The sequence below is a fragment of the Microbacterium sp. SL62 genome, from assembly GCF_026672635.1.
Taxonomy (GTDB): domain Bacteria; phylum Actinomycetota; class Actinomycetes; order Actinomycetales; family Microbacteriaceae; genus Microbacterium; species Microbacterium testaceum_A.
In genome coordinates, this window is record NZ_JAPPRM010000001.1 from 305,006 (window position 1) to 326,936 (window position 21,931).

Below are 21,931 nucleotides of genomic sequence, written 5' to 3' on the forward strand. Positions count from 1 at the left end.
AGCATCACGATCGAACCTGTATTCCCCCTCCTCTTGACTCCGCCTCGCGGGGGATGCAGGTGTCGGCGGTCCGCTCTAGCGTGGAGGGATGCCACGACTCACGCGCGCGCAACAGCGCAACGACATCGTGCTCGCGGTCGTGCTGTTCCTCGGGGGCGTGCTGAGTGCGGTGCTGTCGTCGATATCGGGTATCTACGGCGACCAGCAGGGCTCTCTCGCCGTGGCGCTCGGCTACGTCGCCGTGCTCGCGGTCCCGCTGGCGTTCCGCCGACGGTGGCCGTCGGTGGCGGCGGTCATCGTGACCTTCGCGTACTTCCTCGCCGTGACCTTCCGCATCCCCGAGCTCTACGCCGGCAACATCGCCATGTTCATCGCGCTGTACACGGTGGGCGCGTGGGAGACCAACCGCCGGCGCGCGACGATCGTGCGCATCGCCCTCATCGTGGGCATGTTCGCGTGGTTGTTCGTCGTCATGTTCCAGCAGGCCACGCTCCCCGTCGGCGAAGAGGTCGAGGGGGCCTTCTCTCGGGCGGGGTCGTTCTCGCCCTTCGTCGCGTACCAACTGCTCACCATCGGGGTGAACGCTCTGTTCTTCGGGGGCGCCTACTACTTCGGCGACCGCTCCTACCAGCAGATGCGCGAGCGCGCGGCCCTCGAAGAGCGCACCGCGGAGCTCGAGTCCGAGCGCGAAGTGACCGCGGCGCAGGCCGTGGCCCTCGACCGCGTGCGCATCGCGCGCGAGTTGCACGACGTGGTCGCCCATCACGTGTCACTCATGGGCGTTCAGGCGGGCGTCGCCCGCTCGCTCCTGACCCGCGACCCCGACGCCGCTCGAGATACGCTCTCGAGCGTCGAGAGCTCGGCGCGCACCTCTCTTCACGAGCTGCGCCAGCTGCTTGAGACGCTGCGCGCCCCGGGGTCGGACAGCGCCCCCGACACCGCCCCCACCACCCATGGCCTGACGTCGATCCCGTCGCTGGTCGATGACGCCACCGCCGCAGGGCTTCCGACGACCTTCACCCTCGTCGGCGAACCCGCGTGCGACCCGCCACCCCTCGTGCAGGTGAATCTCTATCGCATCGCCCAAGAAGCGCTGACCAACGCCCGTCGCCACGCGGGTCCCGATGCGACAGCCGACGTGCGCCTCCGGTTCGAATCGGATGCCGTCGAGCTCGAGATCTCGAACACCGGGCGCAGCGGCCCCGCGACCCCGGGCCTCGGTCAGCTCGGCATGCGCGAGCGCGCCGCCGTCTCGGGCGGGACGATCGAGATCGGGCCGCGCTCACGCGGCGGATACCTCGTGCGGGCACGTGTGCCCCTCGCCACGGCGGAGATGGCGAATGTCTGAGCTGCGCGTTCTCCTGGTCGACGACCACGCCATGATGCGGGCGGGATTCCGGACGATCCTGTCGCTCGAGCCCGACATCGACGTGGTGGGTGAGGCGGCATCCGGGGTCGAGGCCCTCGCCGCCGCGGCCCGTCTGCGACCCGACGTCATCTGCATGGACGTGCAGATGCCCGACATGGACGGCCTCGAAGCGACCCGGCAGCTGACCGCCGACCCCGCATCGGAGGCGGCCGTCCTCATCGTCACGACCTTCGACCGCGACGACTACCTCTTCGCGGCGCTGGCCGCCGGGGCCAGCGGCTTCCTCCTCAAGAACGCGGGGCCGGAGGAGCTGGTGTCGGCCGTCCGGATCGTCGGATCCGGCGATGCTCTGCTCGCCCCCGAGGTCACCCGCCGGGTCATCGAGCGTTTCGCGACGCGTGACGCCGAGGTGCCGGCATCCCCTCCCTCCGCCACCATCGAACCGCTGCACCTCAGCGAGCCGCTGACCGAGCGCGAGAGCGAGGTGCTGTCCCTCGTCGCCGAAGCGCTCAGCAACGCCGAGATCGCGGCGCGCTTGTTCATCGGCGAGGCGACGGTGAAGACGCACGTGTCGAACGTGCTGCAGAAGCTCGGCGCGCGCGACCGCGTGCAGGCCGTGGTGCTGGCGCACCGGCACGGCCTGGCCTGACGGCGGCGCTGTCGAGCGCCACCTCGGCACCGAGACGACCCGCGAGCCCATCGACCGTTCGGCGGCACCCGGGGTCATCTCGACGGACGCGGGTGAGCTCGGCGGCGCTGTGGCGGGCCGCACCCCTCCCCCTCACGGTGGAGCCGCAGAACCGCCCTACGGCGGAGGCGGCGCGGCATCGGCGATCCCTAGCGTGGGAGACATCGAGAAGAAGGGATGGATCGTGCTCCATCTGGACGGCATCACCAAGAGCTACGGCGGACGCCGCGTGCTCGACGGCGTGGGCTTCGACGTCGCCCCCGGGCGCCTCACGGGCTTCGTCGGCGGCAACGGCGCGGGAAAGACCACGACGATGCGCATCGCGCTGGGAGTGCTCGGCAAGGACGCGGGCACCGTCGAGCTGAACGGCGCGGCGGTCACCACCGCTGACCGGCGCCGCTTCGGCTACATGCCCGAGGAGCGCGGGCTGTACCCGAAGATGAAGGTGGCCGAGCACATCGCCTACCTCGCGCGGCTGCACGGCTTCGGCAAAACCGAGGCGACCCGCAAGGCCACGACGCTCCTCGAGCGCCTGGGCCTCGGCGAGCGCCTCGGCGATCTCATCGAGACGCTCTCGCTCGGCAACCAGCAGCGCGCGCAGATCGCCGCCTCGCTCGTGCACGAGCCCGAGGTGCTGATCCTCGACGAGCCCTTCTCGGGTCTCGACCCGCTCGCGGTCGACGTGGTGGCCGGCGTGCTGCAGGAGAAGGCCGCCGACGGCGCGGCCGTGCTGTTCTCGTCGCACCAGCTCGACGTCGTCGAGCGCCTCTGCGACGACCTCGTCATCATCGCCGACGGCACGATCCGCGCGAAGGGGAGCCGCGAAGGCCTCCGCGCCGAGCACGCGACCCACCGCTACGAGCTGGTCTCGCGCGGCGACACCGGGTGGCTGCGCGACGAGCCCGGGGTGCAGGTGATCGACTTCGACGGCGGATACGCCCTCTTCGACGCCGACGACGACCTCACCGCCCAGCGCGTGCTGCGCGACGCGGTCGGTCGCGACGACGTCGCCAGCTTCTCTCCTCAGCGCCCCACCCTGGCCGAGATCTTCAAGGAGGTCATCCAGTGAGCACGTCGACTCCCACCCGCACGTCGCCGGCCGCGGCGCGGCGCGCGCCCGGCGAACTGCACAGTATCTGGCTGGTCGCCGAGCGCGAGATCGGCTCGAAGCTGCGCAGCAAGGCCTTCGTCATCTCGACCGCGATCCTCATCGTCGCCGCCCTCGCGTCGGTTCTCTGGGGCGGTTTCACCGCCTCGAACGCCAGCTCCAGCGGCATCCCGGTCGCCGTCACCTCGCAGACGCAGAGCGCTGTGTCGGGTCTCGACGACCTCGAAGTGACGGTCGCCGACAGCGACGACGCCGCGCGCGCCCTCGTGACGGAGGGGACGGTGGATGCCGCCCTGGTCTCGGGATCGTCGGTATCGGCGTTCGACTTCACCGTCGTGGTGAAGGACAGCGTCCCCTCGACGCTCTTGCAGATGCTGAGCGACACCCCGCCGGTGGACCGCCTCGAGCCCGGGTCGAACGCCGCCGACGTGCTGCGGTACTTCATCGCGCTGGCCTTCGGCATCGTCTTCCTCATCGCGGCGACGACCTTCGGCGGGACGATCGCGCAGAGCGTGGTGGAAGAGAAACAGACGCGCGTGGTCGAGATCCTCATCTCGGCGATCCCCGTGCGGGCTCTGCTCGCGGGCAAGGTGCTCGGCAACACGATCCTCGCGATGGCCCAGATCGTTCTGCTCGCCGCCGTCGCGGTCGTGGGACTGGCCGTCACCGGTCAGGCCGGGGTGCTCGACGCTCTCGGCGCCCCGATCGCGTGGTTCGCGATCTTCTTCCTGTTCGGCTTCGTCCTTCTCGCGGCGCTGTTCGCCGCGGCCGCGGCGATGGTCTCGCGCCAGGAGGACATCGGGGCGACGACCACCCCGATCACCATGCTGATCATGGCGCCGTACTTCCTCGTGATCTTCTTCAACGACAACCCCGTCGTGCTGACGATCATGTCGTACGTGCCGTTCTCGGCCCCGGTGGGGATGCCGCTGCGCATGTACCTCGGCGACGCGCAGTGGTGGGAGCCCGTGCTCTCGCTCCTCGTGCTGCTCGCCTCCTGCGTGCTCGCGATCGGCGTCGCCGCGCGCATCTACCGCAACTCGCTGCTGCGCATGGGGGCGCGCGTCAAGCTCGGCGAGGCTCTGCGGGGCTGACCGGTTCGGGCCCGGTCGGCGGGCGGGTGGATGCTGCGGCTTCGGCATCCACCCGCCCTTTTCGTCGTCGTGAAGAGTCATCGTTAGGCTCGATGACATGCTGCGCCTGCTCGCTTTCCTCGCGCTCGGAGCCGTCCTCGGCGGTCTCGCGGTAGCCGCCCTCGGGGATCAGGAAACGGGTTTCGGGATCTTCGGTATCGCTCTCGCGGTCTTCATCATCTCGACCGTGCTCGTCAGCGTCGCGAAGTCCCTGTCTCCCGCGCTCCCCTCACCGGCGGCGGTCACCGCGGCCCGTGACGCTCGCCGTCTCGGGCGCGCGCGCATCGACGGGGTCCGCCAGACCGGCACCCTCGTCAACGACCAGCCGGTGTGCGAGATCGACGTCACCGTGATCGCCCTCGACGGCGGAGCGTGGGCGACCACCCTCCGTCGGATCGTCCCTCTCGTCGAACTCGCCGCGTATCAGCCGGGCCTCGAGCGCGATGTCGTGATCCTGCTCGACGGCGGCCCCGAGGTCGTCTTCGCCGACGGCGAGCTCTCCCCCACCGAGCGGGAGCGACTCGTCGTGCCGGCCCGATCCGCGGTCGAGCTGCGGCCGATCGAAGCGGGAACCCGCGTCCGCAACGGACGCCGGAGCGGCCCCCTGCTCGGCGTGGGTCGTCGCGGGCGGCCGTGGCGCCTGGCCCTGTTCGCGGTGGCCACGATCGTGGCCGCGACCGTGGTCCTCCTGCCCTATCGCGACGGCATCGCCCTCACGGTCGCCGCGTGGCAGGACGGCCGCTGGAGCGCCGACATGCGCACCCCCGACTCCCTGCAGACGGCGAAGCGCGCCTTGCAGGCCGAGATCGGCCACGATCAGGTGGTCTCGATCGTCGTGACCCCGGATGCCGTGATCGTCGACGCCCCGATCCGCGCCGGGGAACAGGCGACCGACGAATGGAGCTTCCGCGCGGGGCGTGTCACCCACGACGGAGCCGCGCTGAGCCAGCCCCGTGTCGCCGAGGAGCAGTTCTCGTGGAGCGACCTCGCACTCGACCGGGTGTGGCCCGCCCTTCAGGAAGCCTCGGACCAGAGCGGCCTTCCGATCGAAGGCGCGCCGGTGTCCATCAGGCGCACCAGCGACGGCGATATCGAAAGCCCCACGTTCAACGAAAGCGTGGGGCTCCCTGACGTCTCGTTCGGACTCAGCGACGACTACCGCAGAGCGTCCTTCACCCTCTCGGCCGACGGGAGCCGGCTCACCCCGATCGGGTGAACCCGGTCACTCGTCGAGGACGGCGAGCACGTTTCCCGCCGGATCGCGGAACCAGGCGATCAGCGGACCGCCCTCGCGCATGATCCCGCGCGAGTCCGTCGGGAAGTCGGCGTCGTCGTAGATCTTCGTGTCGACGCCGCGCGAGCGCAGATCGTCGACGGCCGCCTCGACGTCGGCCACCGGGAAGTTGAGCACGGTGAACGACGCGGGCTCGTGGTGCGGCTTGCCGTAGACGAGGACACGCCCTCCGGACCCCAGATGGAGCGTGAGGAACCCCGACCCCTCGAGCACCTCCACCCGGAGTCCGAGGGTGTCCGCGTAGAAGCGGTGAGCGGCCTCGAGGTCGTCGACCGCGAACCCCGAAAACGCGCCATCTGCACGGAACATGATGTCCTCCTTCGTTATTGCGCCACGTAGGCCGTGACGCTCGGTGACAGACGGATCGGGATGCCAGTGACGTCGGAACCGTCGGGGTCGCCGATCGCGACGGTCAAACTCTCGTCGACACCGAAGATCGCGGCTCCCTCTTGCGCTCCGCTCGCGCACCCGGCCGACCACGGACGGTTGTCGGTGGACGTGAACGTCACGATGCAGCGCCCGTCCCCGTCGTCGGGTTGGGCGAGGTAGATGCGGAAGTCGCTGACCGTGGCGATGTAGCGCGTGCTCCCGGCGTCGATCCCGCTGTCGCGCAGGATCTCGGCCGAGATGACGTCCTCGACCGTCTGGGGGAACGTCAATTCGGGAAGAGCCGCCGCTGCGGGGTCGGGGGTCGCCGCCACGGTCGGTGCCGTGCTCGCCCCGATCGCGATGCCGATCCCGAGCACGACGAGGGCGCCGACGACGGTCGCGATGATGCGGAGGAGGCGGCGCGGCGGCGAGGAGGCGGCATCCGGGATCGTGGCGCGGGTGCGGTCCGCGTCGCCGTCCGGTGTCGACGTGCCGAGTGTGGAGGCGAAGACGTCAGAGGCCGTCGAGGGGTCGGCCCGTGGGCCGACGGGGGACGAGGGCCGCGTGGGATCGAGCGCTCCGACGGGGGCGGGCGCCGCGACCGTGACGGGGACGGCAGAGCGACGTGCGCGTTCCTCGAGCTCGGCGAGGCGCTCGATCATGTCGGGCGTCGCCGTGGCCCCCTCGGCCCCGTACACGCGCTCGCGCAGGCGGTGCAGCTCGACGTCGTCGTCCATGCGTTGACTCTAGGCCCGGGCCGGCGCGACCGGGCCCGACTCAGTCCTCGCGGGCCGGCGCCGTGGCGTCGAGGGCGTCGGCGGCGCCCACCAGAGCGAGGTGCGAGAGCGCCTGCGGGGTGTTCCCGGCCTGTCGACCGGTCGTCGGGTCGTACTCCTCGGACAGCAGGCCGAGATCGTTGGCCACGGCGGTCAGCCGCTGCATGAGAGCGAGAGCCTCATCGCGGCGCCCGCTGTGGGCGTACTGGCCGACCAGCCAGAACGAGCACGCGAGGAAGGGGTGCTCGTCGCCGGTGAGACCGTCGACACCCGTCGTCCGGTACCGCAGCAGCCAGCCGTCGGGCATGAGCGTCTCTTCCATGCGCGCCACGGTGGCGAGCATGCGCGGGTCGTCGTAGGCGCAGAAACCCACCTGCGGCAGCACGAGCAGCGAGGCGTCGACCTCGTCGGTGTCGAAGTGCTGGGTGAACCACCCGCCGGCGTGCACGCCGCGCGCATCGATCTCGGCCCGGACCCGGTCGCGCAGGGTGCGCCAGGTCTCGACGTCGCCATCGCGCCCGCCCTCTTCGACGGCCCGGATGCCGCGGTCGAACGCGGCCCACACCATCGCCCGCGAGTGCGTGAAGAAGTGCGGCTCGCCGCGCATCTCCCAGATGCCGAGATCGGGGCGATCGACCTCACCGGCCAGCTGGTCGAGCAGGGCACGCTGAAGGGCCCACGAGAACGTCGTCTCTTCGACGCCGGCATCACGAGCCGCCTCGAGGGCCACCATGACCTCGCCGATGACGTCGGCCTGATATTGATCGACCGCGCCGTTGCCGATGCGCACGGGGGCCGCGCCCCCGTAGCCGGGAAGACCGGAGATCTCGCGCTCGGGAAGGTCGCGCTCCCCCGCGATGCCGTACATGATCTGCACGTCCGCCGGATCGCCCGCGATCGCCCGCAGGAGCCAATTGCGCCAGCGATGAGCCGCGTCGAGGTACCCGTGATCGATGTACGCGCTCAGGGTGAGGGCGGCGTCGCGCAGCCAGACGTAGCGGTAGTCCCAGTTGCGCGAGCCGCCGAACGCCTCGGGGAGCGAGGTGGTCGCCGCCGCGACGATGCCGCCCGTCTCGGAGTGGGTGAGGGCGCGGAGCACCATGAGCGAGCGGGTGACGAGTGCCGCGTGCGTACCGGCCGATTGCACCCGGTCGGCCCACGCGGCCCACCATTCGCGGGTCCGCTCGAGCGCCGCCTCGACGTTGAACGGCGCCGGGGGCTCCTGCCACGACGGCCCCCACGCCAGCACCGAGTCGACGCTCGCGCCCGCGACCGTCGTCCATCGGCCGCGGTGAGCGGTGTCGACGGCGATGAGGCGGGGGCCCCGGAGGGTGACGGCGTCGGGTCCGGCGACGGCCAGAATGGCGTGCTCGTCGCCACGGCCCACCTGGCGCACCCACGGCACGGCGCGGGCGTAATCGAAGCGGAGCCGCACCTCGCTGACGAAGTCGACCTCGCCCGACACCCCGACCACGCGCCGGATGAGCGCCTCGACGCCCTCGTCGACCGGCATCGCGTCGTACACGTCGGCGACTCCCGTAGCGGTCTCCCATCGCGTGACGAGGACGAAGGTGTCCCCGTCGTAGCGGCGGGTCGCCCGCGCCTCGGGATCGGCCGGGCGCAGCGACCAGGCCCCGTGGGACTCGTCGCCGAGCAGGGCACCGAACATCGACCCGCTGTCGTACCGCGGCAGGCACAACCAGTCGACGCTCCCGGCGGAGGAGACGAGGGCGGCGGATCGGCAGTTGCTGAGGACCGCGTAGTCCTCGATCGGAGTCGTCACCCTCGGATTGTGGCAGGTGGCGCCGACATCATGGCCGAACATCGCGCTAGTGGCATCCATGCGCCCGCTGCAAGCGGCACGGCGATGTCGCACCCGAGCGCTACGGTGGCCCCATGGCGGCGGACACCACCCTGATCATCCTGGGCGCTTCGGGCGACCTCACCTCGCGACTGCTTCTCCCGGCCCTCGGCCAGCTGCTCTCGCGCGAACCGAAGCGATCGGTGCGCCTGCACGGGGCGGGCATGGAGGACTGGACAGACGAGCACTGGCGCGAGGTCGTGCGCAAGGCCTTCCAGACGATGGATGCCGACTCCGCATTCGCCGCGGTCTCCGACACGACGTACTCGCAGGCCGACATCACGAAGGCCGACGATCTGCAGAAGCTCCTCGACGACGCCGAGGGCCGCCCCGCGCTGTATTTCGCCGTGCCCCCGGCCGTCACCGAGAAGGCCTGCCTCGCGCTGAGCGACGTGACCATCCCCGAGGGCACGGTCCTGGCCCTCGAGAAGCCGTTCGGCACCGACGAGGCGAGCGCTCACACGCTCAACACGCAGCTGGCGACCCTCGTGCCCGAAGACCAGGTCTTCCGCATCGACCACTTCCTCGGCCGCTCGACCGTGCTGAACCTGCTCGGAACGCGCTTCGCGAACCGCATCATCGAGAGCGTCTGGTCGGCCGACGACATCGCGTCCATCCGCATCGACTTCCCCGAGGCCCTCGGCCTCGAAGGCCGGGCCGGGTACTACGACGCCGCCGGCGCCCTGGTCGACATGATCCAGAGCCACCTGCTGCAGGTCATGGCGTTCGTCACGATGGAGCCCCCGGCATCCCTCGATCAACTCGACCTGCGCGACGCGACCTCGGCGGTCCTGCGTGCGACGCACGTCAAAGACGACGACCCGGTCGCGAACTCCCGCCGCGCACGCTACACCGCGGGCGATGTGGGCGACCGCCACTTCCCCTCGTACGTCGACGAGCCGGGCGTCGACGCGTCGCGGGGCACCGAGACCCTGGCCGAGATGACCGTCGAGGTGCGCACGGCCCGCTGGCAGGGGGTTCCGATCCTGCTGCGGTCCGGCAAGGCGCTCGGCGCGGGCGACCCGGCCGTCACGGTCGCGTTCAAGCCCGTGCGGCACCTCCCCGTCGGCTTCGTCGGCGAGAGCGAGCCCTCCGAGATGGTGTTCTCGCTCGGCCCCGACACGATCAGCCTCGGCCTGAACATCAACGGCGCCGACGACCCGCTCGACCTCGAGCGGGTGAACCTGTCGACCCACCTCGGCGAGGGCGCCCTCAAGGCCTACGGCGAGGTGCTCTCGGGCATTCTCGACGGAGACGCCATGCTCGCCGTCCGCGGCGACGCGGCCGAGCAGTGCTGGCGCATCGTGCAGCCCGTCATCGACGCGTGGCGCAAGAACGAGGTGCCTCTCGACGAGTACCCGGCGGGCACCGCGGGACCGTCGTCCTGGAACGACTGACCGATCCCGCGGCACGCCGCCATCACCCGGCGTCGCGGGATGAGGGTCGGCTCCTCATCAGAGACGCATAAGTTCACACGGGAACACGTCGCGCGGCGACGGCGTTCAATGGTGCGGGTCAACGGCGTCCCGCATCCGTCCCCGTTCTCAGGAGAACCCATGTCTCTCACGCTCGACCGCACCGCCCCCACCGACGCTCCCATCCTCGATGTGCTCGCCGAGCGCTGGAGCACCCGCGTCTTCGACCCCGAGACGCCGATCGACGAAGCCGCTCTGCGCTCCGCCCTCGAGGCCGCCCGTTGGGCCCCCTCGGGCATGAACTTCCAGCCGTGGCGCTTCATCGTCGCGCGCCGCGGGACCGCCGCCCACGAGAAGGTCGTCTCGGCTCTCATGGGCTTCAACCAGGCCTGGGCACCCGACGCCGGCGCTCTCCTCGTGGTGCTCGCCGAAGCCGAGACCGAAGACGGCGAAGCGCGCACCTGGGCGCTCTACGACAGCGGCCAGGCCGCCGCGCACTTCACCGTGCAGGCGCACGCCGAGGGCCTCTCGACCCACCAGATGGGCGGCTTCGTGGCCGACGACCTGCGCGCCGCCTTCGACATCGACGCGCGTTTCACCCCGGTCACCGTGATCGCCGTCGGCGCGCTCGGCGACGTCGACGCGGCCGAAGAGGGCCTGCGTCAGCGCGAGCTCGCCCCTCGCCAGCGTCGCACGGTCGAGGAGTCGCTGCTCGTCGACGACTGAGCCCCGGCATCCCGCTCGAAGAACGCCGTCTCGAGTGAGACACGCACCGTTGCATCGTGTCTCGCTCGGGCGGCGTTCCTCATGGGCGCCCGGCCCGACGGGCGGAGGAGGTGCCCGGGCCGCGCCGAAGCGGCTTCCGCCGACGCGCCGTCACTCTCGCGTAGGACGCGTCGGCTCTCGGAACGCGCGCTCAGCGCTCCACGAGCACCCCGTCGGCGTCCGCCCACACGTGGCGTCCCGGCGCGAAGACGACCCCCGCGATGGTCACCGTCACGTCGACCTCGCCCGCGCCGTCCTTCGCGCTCTTGCGGGGGTTCGAGCCGAGCGCCTTGACCCCCAGGGGCAGCTCGGCCATCGCCGCGCGGTCGCGGATCGCCCCGTTCACGATGACCCCCGCCCACCCGTTGTCGACCGCGGACGCGGCGATCAGGTCGCCCACGAGCGCCGACTCGAGCGAACCACCGCCGTCGACCACGAGCACGGCTCCGTCGCCGGGGGTCGCGAGCACTCTCTTGACCAGCGCATTGTCGCGGTGGCAGCGGACGGTGCGGATCGGTCCGTCGAAGGCGACGTGCCCGCCGAGGTCGATCATCGCGAGAGAAAGCGAGTCGAGTTCGTCGCCGCGCTCGTCGTACAGGTCGGCCGTTGCGATCGTCATGGCGCCAGGCTAACGGGGCCGGTAGGCCAGAAGAGGGGATGCCGTGGTGGCATCCGCTCTTCTGGACGGGGTTCTACTCGACGATCTCGGCCTCGATCACGTCGTCGTCTCCGGGTTCTTCGGCGGCGGGACCGGTGCTCACGAGCATGAGCGAGTCACCGTCGCTGGCCACGTCGACCCGCACGACGTCTCCGTCGCGCACCGAGCCCGCCAGGATCGCCATCGCGAGGCGGTTCTGGATCTCGGTCTGGATGAGACGCCGCAGCGGACGGGCGCCGTACACCGGATCGTACCCGCGCTCGGACAGCCACGACCGGGCGTCGGGGGTGACCGCCAAGCTCAGCCGGCGCTCGCGAAGACGCTTGTGCAGCGCGTCGACGGCGAGCTCGACGATCTGCGCGAGGTCGTCCTGGCTCAGGGCCTGGAAGATCACGATGTCGTCGAGACGGTTCACGAACTCCGGCTTGAAGGCCTGACGGACGAGCGCCTGCACCTGCTCGCGCTTGGTGTCCATCGACAGGGTCGGGTCGATGAGGATGGGCGAGCCGAGGTTCGAGGTGAGCACCAGGATGACGTTGGTGAAGTCCACGGTGCGGCCCTGGCCGTCGGTCAGTCGACCGTCGTCCATGACCTGCAGCAGCACGTCGAACACCTCGGGGTGCGCCTTCTCGACCTCGTCGAGCAGCACCACCGAGTACGGCCGACGGCGCACGGCCTCGGTCAGCTGGCCGCCCTGCTCGTAGCCGATGTAGCCCGGAGGGGCACCGACCAGGCGCGAGACGGAGTGCTTCTCGCCGTACTCCGACATGTCGATTCGCACCATGGCGTGCTCGTCGTCGAAGAGGAAGTCGGCGAGCGACTTCGCGAGCTCGGTCTTGCCGACACCGGTCGGGCCGAGGAACAGGAACGATCCGACCGGTCGGTGCGGGTCGCTGATGCCCGCGCGCGAGCGACGAACGGCGTCGGACACCGCCTTCACGGCATCCCGCTGTCCGATCAGGCGCCGGCCGAGCTCGCGCTCGAGGTTGAGCAGCTTCTCGGTCTCTCCCTGCAGCAGGCGTCCCACCGGAATGCCCGTCCACGCCGCGATGACGGCCGCGATGTCCTCGTCGGTGACCTGGTCGTTGACCATGCGGTCGCCCGCGGGCTCTTCGCGTTCGGCGACCATGAGCTCGCGCTCCAGCGCCGGGATCTCGGCGTACAGCAGTCGCGACGCCCGCTCGAGGTTGCCCTCGCGCTGCGCGCGCTCGGCGTCGACGCGAGCGGCATCCAGCCGGGTCTTCAGGTCGCCGACGCGGTTGAGCGAAGCGCGCTCGCGCTCCCACCGCGCCTGCAGGTCGTCGAGCTTGGCCTGCTCGGCGGCGAGGGTCTCGCGGAGCGTGGCGAGGCGCTCTTTCGACGCGTCGTCCTTCTCTTTCTTCAGCGCGAGCTCTTCGAGCTTGAGGCGGTCGACGTGGCGACGCAGCTCGTCGATCTCGAGCGGGGCCGAGTCGATCTCCATGCGCAGGCGCGATGCGGCTTCGTCGATCAGGTCGATCGCCTTGTCGGGCAGCTGACGCGCGGGGATGTAGCGGTTGGACAGGGATGCCGCGGCCACCAGCGCCGCGTCGGCGATCGCGACCTTGTGGTGCGCCTCGTACCGCTCCTTGAGGCCGCGGAGGATCGCAACGGTGTCCTCAACCGAAGGCTCGCCGACGTAGACCTGCTGGAACCGGCGTTCCAGCGCGGCATCCTTCTCGATGAACTCGCGGTACTCGTCGAGCGTGGTCGCACCGATCAGGCGCAGCTCGCCGCGCGCGAGCATGGGCTTGAGCATGTTCGAGGCCGCGACCGAACCCTCGCCGCCACCCGCGCCCATGAGCACGTGCAGCTCGTCGATGAACGTGATGATGCGACCGTCGGACTCGGTGATCTCTTTGAGGACGCTCTTGAGGCGCTCCTCGAACTGCCCGCGGTACATCGCACCGGCCACCAGGGCCGAGATGTCGAGCGAGACGAGCTCTTTGTCCTTGAGGCTCTCGGCGACGTCGCCCGCGACGATGCGCTGGGCGAGGCCCTCGACGACGGCGGTCTTGCCGACGCCGGGTTCACCGATGAGCACGGGGTTGTTCTTGGTGCGCCGGGTGAGCACCTGGCTGACGCGACGAATCTCGCCGTCGCGCCCGATGACGGGGTCGAGCTTGCCCTGACGGGCCCGGTCGGTGAGGTTGATGCCGAACTGCTCGAGGGCGCTGCGCGCGTCCTCCTGCCCCGGCTGTTGAGTGGCGTTCATGTGGTCTCCTGAAAGTCTGCTCGCAAACTTGAGTTGCGTTGACTCAAGTTTAGCAGCGAGGCGGGTGGAGAGCAATGGATGCCGGGACCTTAAGCTCCCCGCGGGAGGGCGGCGCGCGGGCCCGCGCGCGGCGCGACTCAGGCCGGGACGGGCTCGGCGGTCGCCGCCACGACGGAGCCGGATGCCGCCTCCCCCGCGCACGAGAACCGCGCCCGGTAGGCCGTCGGGGTCAACCCCATCGTGCGGGCGAAGTTCTGTCGCAGCACCGCCGCGGACCCGAACCCGCACTCCGCCGCGATGCGGTCCAGGCCGAGGTCGGTCTCTTCGAGCAGTCGCTGGGCGTGCAGCAGACGTTGGCGCGCGAGCCACGCCGCCGGCGTGGCCCCCAGGTCGGCCTTGAACCGCCGAGCGAAGGTGCGCGGCGACATGTGGGCGCGAGCGGCGAGCCGGTCGACCGAGAGCTCGGCATCCAGGTTCTGCAGCATCCACTCGGTCACCGGGGCGAGCGAGAGCGAGGTGTCGATCGGGATGGGCGACGCGATGAACTGCGCCTGCCCCCCGTCGCGTTGGGGCGCCACGACCATGCGACGGGCGATGCGGTTGGCGAGCTCTGAGCCGAGCTCCTGCCGCAGCAGGTGCAGGCAGGCGTCGAGCCCGGCCGCCGTCCCGGCACTGGTGATGATGCTGCCCGACTGCACGTAGAGCACGTCGGGGTCGACCTCGATGCGGGGATACATGCGCGCCATGGTGTCGGCGTAGCGCCAGTGGGTCGTCGCGCGTCTTCCGTCCAGAACACCGGATGCCGCGAGCACGAACGACCCGCTGCACACGCTCAACAGCCAGGCGCCGCGCTCGTGCGCCGCGCGGACGACCTCGATCACGCGGGGGTCGACGGCATCCCACTGCTCCCGGGGAATGGGCGCGAGCACGAGGATGTCGACATCGGCAGCCGCCTCGAGACCGTGCTCGACGTTGATCGAGAACCCGATGTTCGAGGGGACCACGCCGGGGTCGGGGGCCACGATGCGGAAGTCGAAGTTGGGGATCCCGTCATCGCTGCGATCGAGGCCGAACGCCTCGCACGCGAGACCGAACTCGAACGGAGCGAACCCCGGCTGGGTGACGACGGCGACCGATCGCATGAAAACCTCCGGTGTGGCAGAAATCGGACGGATGCCGACCATCATGCCACTCGTGGCCGGATTGCTCCAGTCGTAGCTTTTCGGTCATGGCTTACTTCATCGCTCTCGGCATCCTGGCCGTCGCCGGCATCGTCGGAACCGTGTGGCTCGTCCGCACCGACGGGTACGGCCGGATCCCCACCGACCCACGTCGTGTTCGCCCCGCCGGCCGGCCGCACCGCGAACACGACGGCGGGCGGCGCGAGAGACACGCCGTTCCGGGATGCCGACACCCCGGCGCGTCGCCGAAGCCCCCGCCGTCGTTCTCGCGGCGTCGGCTCAGCGCCCCTCAGCGACCGCGCGCGTGTACACGTCGACCATCGCCGCCGTCCGCGAGGACTGACGGAACCGTTCCGCGATCGACGGGTCGGGCACCGCCGGAGTGCCCGCGACGATGTCGGCCGCCGCTCCGCGCAGCGCCTCGGCGAGGGCGGGGACCGTGGCATCCGTCACCGCCCACACCCCCGAGCCCAGTTCCGCCGCGATGTCGGGGTCGCTCACCACGGCCGGGGTTCCGAGCGAGGCCGCTTCGAACACGGTCATGCCCTGCGTCTCGAAGCCGATCGAGGTCTGCACCACCGCGTCGGCGTCGGCGAGTCGGCGGAGCGTCTCGGTGTATGGCAGTCGCCCCGCGAAGATGATGGACGCCGCGGGCGACGACCGCTCGACGAGGCGACGCGCAGCACGAAGCTGCGACCCGCCACCGACGATCTCGACCTCGGCCTCGATGCCCGACGCGATGACCGCTTCGAGGAACGGCAGCAGACGCTTCTCGGGACTCATGCGTCCGAGCCAGATGAAACGCGGTCGGCCCGGTCGGCGTTCCGACGCCTCGGCACTCAGGGCGGCGTCGAGCACGTCGTCGTCGATGCCGTTCCAGATCACGTCGACGACCTCGGCGACGCCGTGCGCCTCGAGGCGGCGGGCGAAGTGGCTCGAGGGCGCCGTGACCGCCCGCGAGAGTCGGGCCAGCTGACGCAGGAACGCCCACCCGTCGGCCGGTCCGCGCGACGGACCCGTGCCTTCGCGGGTACCCCGGGGTGACGTGCTTGAATCGACTGCTCTCCCGCGAACTCCGGCGCGGTCGGCGGCGCCCCCGGGCAGCACCCGCCGCGCCCAGGCGTTGAGGGCCCGCAGCACGAGGCCCGGGAAGGGCGCGGTCGCCTCGATCCCCACGTCGACGCGGTTGTGCATCGTGTGCACGACGGGCAGTCCGTGGCGCGCGGCGTACCGGTGGCCGATGAACGCCCCCCAGAAGTCCGCCTGCACGTGCACGACGTCGACGGGAAGACGCGCACCCATCTCGGCATCGAGGAATCGATCCGTCCGGACGCCCGGCCAGGTGAGGGCGTACTCGCGGTCGGGGGTGATCGCGATCGACGGAAGGTCGAGGTAGGCCGCGTCGCCGGCGCTCTCGCGGTGCGGGCGCGGCGCGACGACCGTGACCACGTGACCCGCGCGCTCGAGGAAGCGTTTCTGCAAGCGCATCGACACCTGCGCGCCGCCGAGCGACTCGAGGTGCTGGTCGGCGAACATCACGACGTGCACGGGTTACTCCGGCAGCGGCCGACCGCGGTAGAGCGCCTCGAAGGTGTCGAGCGTCCGGTTGATGTCGTGCACGGCGACCGCATCGAGCGACGCCTGCTGCATGCGCGTGCGCTCCTCGGGCGCGGCCGTGAGCACATCGGTCAGGCGCGCGGCGAGCTCGTCGGCGTTGCCCGGCTCGAAGAGGTAGCCGTTCTCGCCCTCGTGAACGAGGTGCGGGAGCGCCACCGCGTTCGCCGCCACGATCGGCAGACCGGATGCCATGGCCTCCATCGTCGCGATCGACTGCAGCTCCGCGATCGAGGCGATGGCGAAGACGCTGGCCCGCGAGTAGAGCGTGCGCAGGTCTTCTTCCGACGCATGGCCGTGGAACGTCACGCGCGAGGAGACACCGAGCTGCTGCGCGAGGGTCTCGAGTTTGGCGCGCTGGTCGCCACCGCCGACGACGTCGAACGTGACGTCGAGGGCGGGGTCGAGCTGCGAAAGGGCCTTCAGCACGACGTCGATGTGCTTCTCGGTCGTGAGACGCCCCACGAACAGGATGCGGTTGGCGTCGCGCGGGGTGAGGTCGGGGCGGTAGTTCGACCGATCGATACCGCACGAGATCGGGATGACCCCCGAGATGTCGATCGTCGACTCGAGGAAGTCCGCGGCCTTGCGCGTGGGTGTCGTGACCGCGCGCGTCATCTTGAACGTGCGCTCGGCGTCGGCCCAGGCGAGTTTGACGAAGATGCGGTCGAGGAAGTCGGGGAGCGTGGTGAAGTCGAGGATGTTCTCGGCCATCACGTGGTTGGTCGCGATGACGGGGATGCCGCGCTTGCGCGCCTCGCGCGCGAGGCCTCGACCGATGACGATGTGCGACTGGATGTGCACGACGTCGGGCTTGATCTCGTCGAGCAGGATGCGGGCGTAGTGCTTCGAACGCCACGGCAGCACGAAGGTGAGCCAGTCGTGCGGGAGGAAGCGGTACGAGGGCAGCCGATGCATGGTCATCGGCTGGTCTTCGATGACTTCGGTCGCCGTGCCCGCGTTGCCGTGGCCCACGCTCGGGGCGGCGACGTGCACGTCGTGGCCGCGAGCGACGAGGCCGGCGGCGAGGCGCTCGGCGAAGCGCGCGGCGCCGTTCACGTGCGGGAGGAAGGTGTCGGCGCCGATGAGGATCCGCAGGGGGCGATCGGGGGCCGGCGCCGCTTCGCGGGCAGCCGAAGAATCGGTCGACGCGGCGGGCTCGGACGGATCGGCGGGCGTCGCAGGAGTGGTCACGAGGGGTGAGGCCTATCTATGCGGCGGTCGGTTCGCAGAGGCAGGTGCATGCGCCCGTCCACTGTACCCGAGCAGGTTTCGGGGCTCTGGGGCGCTCCACAGGTGTCGCATCGCCGGCCCTGATCGGAGCCCGGCCGGTTGTCTCTGCGGACGCGGACACGACGAAGCCCGCTCGGCGCCAGACCGAGCGGGCTTCGAGGCGGGGCGGTCGGCGTTACGGCTGTCCGTCGAGGCGCGCGTCGGGCGCGGGCGCGCCCTGCGCCGGACGCGGCGGCCCGTCGGTACCGGCCGCAGCGGGGACCTCGGATGCCGCAGCCGCCAGCGCCGACACCACCACGGCGTCGTCTGTAGCCGAGGTGCGCTGCGGGTCGCCGGCCGACGACGCCTCGGCCTCCGTCGCATCGATGTCGGCGCTGGCCTGCTCGAACTGCGAGCGGTAGAGGCGGTAGTACGCGCCCTCGACCGCGATGAGCTCGTCGTGCGAGCCCTTCTCGACGATGTCGCCGTGCTCCATCACGAGGATGAGGTCGGCGTCGCGGATGGTCGAGAGGCGGTGCGCGATCACGAACGAGGTGCGCCCCTCGCGCAGCGCCGCCATGGCCTGCTGGAGCAGCAGCTCGGTGCGCGTGTCGACCGACGACGTGGCTTCGTCGAGGATCAGCACCGAGGGGCGGGCGACGAACGCCCGCGCGATGGTGATGAGCTGCTTCTCTCCCGCGGAGACATTGGCGGCGTCTTCGTCGAGCACGGTGTCGTACCCCTCGGGGAGGGAGTGCACGAACTGGTCGACGCGCGTGGCGACGGCGGCCTCGACGATCTCTTCGTCGGTGGCGCTCTCGCGCCCGTAGCGAATGTTGTCGCGGATGGACCCGGCGAACAGCCACGGGTCCTGCAGCACCATGCCGGTCCGCGAGCGCACGTCGTCGCGACGGAGTTCGGCGATGTCCTGTCCGTCGAGCAGGATGCGCCCGCCGTCGAGCTCGTAGAACCGCATGATCAAGTTGACCAGCGTGGTCTTGCCCGCCCCGGTCGGCCCCACGATCGCGACCGTCTGGCCGGGCTCGACGCGGAACGACAGGTCGGTGATCAGCGGGCGATCGGGCGTGTACGAGAACCGGACGTTCTGGAACTCGATCACTCCCCGGCCGTCGACGTGCGCCGGAGCGTCGGCCGAGTCCGGCTCTTGCTCGTCGGCGTCGAGCAGGGCGAACACGCGCTCGGCCGAGGCGGTACCCGACTGAACGACCGCGGCCATGCCGCCCAGCTGCGACAGCGGCTGAGTGAACTGCTGCGAGTACTGGATGAAGGCCTGCACATCGCCGAGACGGATCTGTCCTCCGGCCACCATGAGACCACCGAGAACGGCGATGCCGACGTAGGTGAGGTTTCCCACGAACATCATGCCCGGCATGATCATGCCGGAGAGGAACTGCGCCTTGAAGCTGGCCTGGTACAGCTCTTCGTTCTCGGCCTCGAACTTCTCGCGGGCGTCCTTCTCGCGGCCGTAGACCTTGACCAGCGCGTGACCCGAGAACGACTCCTCGACGCGCGCGTTGAGACGGCCGACCTTCTTCCACTGCTCGCCGAAGGCCTTCTGCGACTTCGGACCGATGACGCCGAAGATCACCGCCATGAGCGGCAGCGAGACGAGGGCCACGAGAGCCAGCTGCCACGAAATGGTGAACATCATGATGAGCACGCCCACCACGGTGAGCACCGACGTCAGCGCACTCGAGAGGGACTGCTGCATCGTCTGCGTGATGTTGTCGATGTCGTTCGTGACACGCGAGATCAGCTCTCCGCGCTGCACGCGGTCGAAGTACGACAGCGGCAGGCGGTTGACCTTGGCCTCGACGTCTTCGCGCAGGCGCCACATCGTGCGAACCATGATGACGTTGATGACGTACCCCTGAATCCACGACAGCAGCGACGAGCCGACGTAGATCGCGAGCACCGTCACGATCACGACGCGCAGGGCGTCGAAGTCGACCCCCGCACCGACGGAGAAGTTGCTCATCGCTCCGACGATGTTCGCGATGTCGTTCTGCCCGGCGGCCCGCAGGGCGTCGACCACCTCGGCCTGCGAGGTACCGGCGGGGAACTGCTGCGCGAGTCCCTTCGACACGACGCCCTCGAAGATGATGTTCGTCGCGTCTCCGAGCACGCGCGGGGCGAGCACGGCGAGCACGACGCCGATGGCGCCGAGGATCGACACGAACACGAAAGCGGCAGCGTATGGCCGGAGCAGGCCGATCAGGCGACGGAAGCTCGGGCCGAAGTTCGACGCCTTGCCGGGCGCGACGCTGTCCCAGCTGCCGGAGTTCACCCGCGCCTGCTCGGCGAGCTCGAGCTCTGCGCGTTCTTCTTCGGTGAGGGCGTCCACGGTGCTCATGCCTCGACCCCCAGCTGCGACTCGACGATCTCGCGATAGGTGGCGCTGGTGGCCAGGAGCTCATCGTGCGTACCGAGACCCGCCATCCGACCGTCTTCGAGCACCACGATGCGGTCGGCACCCGTGATGGTCGACACGCGCTGAGCCACGACGATCTTGGTCACCTCGGGGAGCTCGCGCCACAGAGCTTGTCGCAATCGAGCGTCGGTACTCAGGTCGAGCGCCGAGAACGAGTCGTCGAAGACCAGCACGGCCGGCCGATGGACGATCGCCCGCGCGATGGCGAGGCGTTGGCGCTGGCCGCCCGAGACGTTCGTTCCGCCCTGGGCGATGCGCCCCTCGAGCTTTCCGTCCATCGCTTCGACGAAGTCGCGACCCTGTGCGATCTCGAGGGCATGCCACAGCTCGTCGTCGGTGGCCTCTTCGCGGCCGAACCGCAGGTTGGACGCCACCGTGCCGCTGAACAGGAACGGCCGCTGCGGTACGAGACCGATGCTCTTCCACAGCACGTCGAGGTCGGCCTCGCGAACGTCGACCCCGCCGACGCGCACGGCGCCCGAGGTCACGTCGAAGAGCCGCGGCAGCAGCGAGACGAGCGTCGTCTTGCCCGCTCCCGTCGAACCCACGATCGCGACGGTCTCACCGGGACGTGCGGCGAAGCTGATTCCGGAGACGACGGGCGACTCGGCGCCCGGGTACGCGAACGAGACGCCGTCGAACTGCACCGCGCCGGGCTCGGGCAGACGCTCGACCGGGTTGTCCGGGCGTTCGAGCGTCGACCGACTGTCGAGGACCTCGCCGATGCGCTCGGCCGAGACGGCGGCGCGCGGGATCATCACCGTCATGAAGCTGGCCATGAGCACGCCGCCGAGGATCTGCGCCACGTACTGGATGAAGGCGAACAGGGTGCCGATCTCGACCCCTCCGGCGTCGACCTGGATGCCACCGAACCAGATGACGCCCACCACCGTGACGTTCAGGACGAGCATCGCGAGGGGGAACAGCAGCACGAAGAGCGAACCGACCTTGCGGCCGACGACGAGGATGTCGGTGTTCGCCTCGCGGAAGCGCTCTTCTTCGATGCGCTCGCGGACGAAGGCGCGCACGACGCGCACGCCGGTGAGCTGCTCGCGCATGACGCGGTTCACGCCGTCGAGCTTGGTCTGGTAGCTGCGGAACAGCGGGACCATCCGCGCGATGATGAGCCCGGCCACGATCACCAGGACGGGCACGGCCACCGCGATGAGCCAGCTGAGCCCGACGTCTTGCTGCAGGGCCATCACGATGCCGCCGACGGCCAGCAGAGGGGCGCTGACCAGCATGGTGGCGCCCATCATCGCGAGCATCTGCACCTGCTGCACGTCGTTGGTGTTGCGGGTGATCAGCGACCCCGCGCCGAACTGCGACAGCTCGCGCTCGGAGAAGCCGCTCACGCGCTCGAACACGTCGAGGCGGATGTCGCGGCCCGCGGCCATCGCGGCCCGGGCGGCGAAGTAGGTGGCGATGATCGAGGCCACGATCTGGCCGAGCGAGATGACGAGCATGAGCCCGCCGCGCGACCAGATGAACCCGGTGTCGCCCCGGGCGACGCCGAGGTTGATGATGTCGGCGTTCAGTCGCGGCAGGTACAGCGTCGCCACCGCGGACGCGGCCTGGAAGACGAGGATGGCGACCAGCAGCCAGCGATAGCGCGAGAGATAGCGGATGAGGAGTTTGCCGAGCACGAGGCCCTCCGAGAGATCGACGCGGTCGCGATGACCGCGGAGTCCAGCCTGGCACTGACCTCCGACATCGGCGACCCCTCGCCGTGTGGGAGCGTTCTCTCATCGCGAACGCGGCTCATCGGCATCCCCCTCTCAGGAGCCGGATCGTAGGCTGAGC

The 21,931-nt window shown here is 70.3% G+C and carries 17 protein-coding genes; 7 read left to right on the top strand and 10 right to left on the bottom strand.

Going from position 1 to position 21,931, the window contains the following annotated elements; all coding sequences use genetic code 11:
- The first annotated feature begins 88 nt into the window (after positions 1-88).
- The 5 genes from OVA26_RS01335 to OVA26_RS01355 all read left to right on the top strand — a co-directional run bounded on the left by OVA26_RS01335 (position 89) and on the right by OVA26_RS01355 (position 5,514).
- Positions 89-1,348 carry a sensor histidine kinase gene (locus tag OVA26_RS01335; protein ID WP_268102618.1) on the top strand — a complete coding sequence of 420 codons (1,260 nt, stop codon included), beginning with the start codon at positions 89-91 and terminating at the stop codon, positions 1,346-1,348.
- Positions 1,341-2,018, top strand: coding sequence for a response regulator (locus OVA26_RS01340; RefSeq protein WP_268102619.1), 678 nt, complete (start codon positions 1,341-1,343; stop codon positions 2,016-2,018). Before OVA26_RS01335 ends, OVA26_RS01340 begins: the two co-directional genes overlap by 8 nt.
- A gap of 223 nt (positions 2,019-2,241) precedes the next feature.
- A complete protein-coding gene (locus OVA26_RS01345; protein ID WP_268104846.1) occupies positions 2,242-3,126 on the top strand; it encodes an ABC transporter ATP-binding protein in 885 nt (294 codons plus the stop codon).
- A complete protein-coding gene (locus OVA26_RS01350) occupies positions 3,123-4,259 on the top strand; it encodes an ABC transporter permease (protein ID WP_442786047.1) in 1,137 nt (378 codons plus the stop codon). Before OVA26_RS01345 ends, OVA26_RS01350 begins: the two co-directional genes overlap by 4 nt.
- 97 nt (positions 4,260-4,356) lie before the next feature.
- Positions 4,357-5,514, top strand: coding sequence for a hypothetical protein (locus OVA26_RS01355; RefSeq protein ID WP_268102620.1), 1,158 nt, complete (start codon positions 4,357-4,359; stop codon positions 5,512-5,514).
- 6 nt (positions 5,515-5,520) lie between these two features.
- Here the strand turns inward: OVA26_RS01355 and OVA26_RS01360 are convergent, their stop codons facing one another.
- From OVA26_RS01360 to OVA26_RS01370, 3 genes are read right to left on the bottom strand one after another with little or no spacing between them, the layout of a single operon-like run.
- Entirely contained in the window at positions 5,521-5,901 is a 381-nt protein-coding gene (locus tag OVA26_RS01360; RefSeq protein ID WP_268102621.1) for a VOC family protein, read from the bottom strand.
- 14 nt (positions 5,902-5,915) lie between these two features.
- Positions 5,916-6,698 carry a hypothetical protein gene (locus tag OVA26_RS01365; protein ID WP_268102622.1) on the bottom strand — a complete coding sequence of 261 codons (783 nt, stop codon included), beginning with the start codon at positions 6,696-6,698 and terminating at the stop codon, positions 5,916-5,918.
- A 40-nt stretch (positions 6,699-6,738) separates the two neighbouring features.
- On the bottom strand, positions 6,739-8,520 hold the full coding sequence (locus OVA26_RS01370; RefSeq protein ID WP_268102623.1) for a glycoside hydrolase family 15 protein: 1,782 nt from the start codon (positions 8,518-8,520) through the stop codon (positions 6,739-6,741).
- Between the two features lie 113 nt (positions 8,521-8,633).
- Here OVA26_RS01370 and OVA26_RS01375 point away from each other — a divergent pair, with 113 nt between their 5' ends.
- Together OVA26_RS01375 and OVA26_RS01380 are read left to right on the top strand one after the other, a co-directional pair.
- Positions 8,634-9,995: a glucose-6-phosphate dehydrogenase gene (locus OVA26_RS01375; protein WP_268102624.1), complete on the top strand. Its 1,362-nt coding sequence runs from the start codon at positions 8,634-8,636 to the stop codon at positions 9,993-9,995.
- 159 nt (positions 9,996-10,154) lie between these two features.
- Positions 10,155-10,739, top strand: a complete 585-nt coding sequence (locus OVA26_RS01380) for a nitroreductase family protein (protein ID WP_268102625.1) — start codon at positions 10,155-10,157, stop codon at positions 10,737-10,739.
- A 190-nt stretch (positions 10,740-10,929) separates the two neighbouring features.
- Here OVA26_RS01380 and rraA read toward each other — a convergent pair whose 3' ends face one another.
- From rraA to OVA26_RS01415, 7 genes are all read right to left on the bottom strand, one after another.
- A complete protein-coding gene (gene rraA / locus OVA26_RS01385) occupies positions 10,930-11,397 on the bottom strand; it encodes a ribonuclease E activity regulator RraA (protein WP_268102626.1) in 468 nt (155 codons plus the stop codon).
- A gap of 73 nt (positions 11,398-11,470) precedes the next feature.
- The gene (locus OVA26_RS01390) at positions 11,471-13,669 is read right to left on the bottom strand and encodes an ATP-dependent Clp protease ATP-binding subunit (protein ID WP_268102627.1); all 2,199 of its coding nucleotides are present in this window, start codon (positions 13,667-13,669) and stop codon (positions 11,471-11,473) included.
- Positions 13,670-13,806: 137 nt separating this feature from the next.
- Positions 13,807-14,811, bottom strand: a complete 1,005-nt coding sequence (locus OVA26_RS01395) for a GlxA family transcriptional regulator (RefSeq protein WP_268102628.1) — start codon at positions 14,809-14,811, stop codon at positions 13,807-13,809.
- Positions 14,812-15,129: 318 nt separating this feature from the next.
- Positions 15,130-16,398, bottom strand: coding sequence for a glycosyltransferase (locus OVA26_RS01400; RefSeq protein ID WP_268102629.1), 1,269 nt, complete (start codon positions 16,396-16,398; stop codon positions 15,130-15,132).
- A gap of 3 nt (positions 16,399-16,401) precedes the next feature.
- Complete coding sequence (locus OVA26_RS01405; protein WP_268102630.1) at positions 16,402-17,658, bottom strand: glycosyltransferase; 1,257 nt, start codon at positions 17,656-17,658, stop codon at positions 16,402-16,404.
- A 214-nt stretch (positions 17,659-17,872) separates the two neighbouring features.
- Entirely contained in the window at positions 17,873-20,050 is a 2,178-nt protein-coding gene (locus tag OVA26_RS01410; protein WP_268102631.1) for an ABC transporter ATP-binding protein, read from the bottom strand.
- Positions 20,047-21,774: an ABC transporter ATP-binding protein gene (locus tag OVA26_RS01415; protein WP_268102632.1), complete on the bottom strand. Its 1,728-nt coding sequence runs from the start codon at positions 21,772-21,774 to the stop codon at positions 20,047-20,049. The genes OVA26_RS01410 and OVA26_RS01415 overlap by 4 nt, the downstream gene beginning before the upstream one ends.
- Positions 21,775-21,931: the final 157 nt, after the last annotated feature.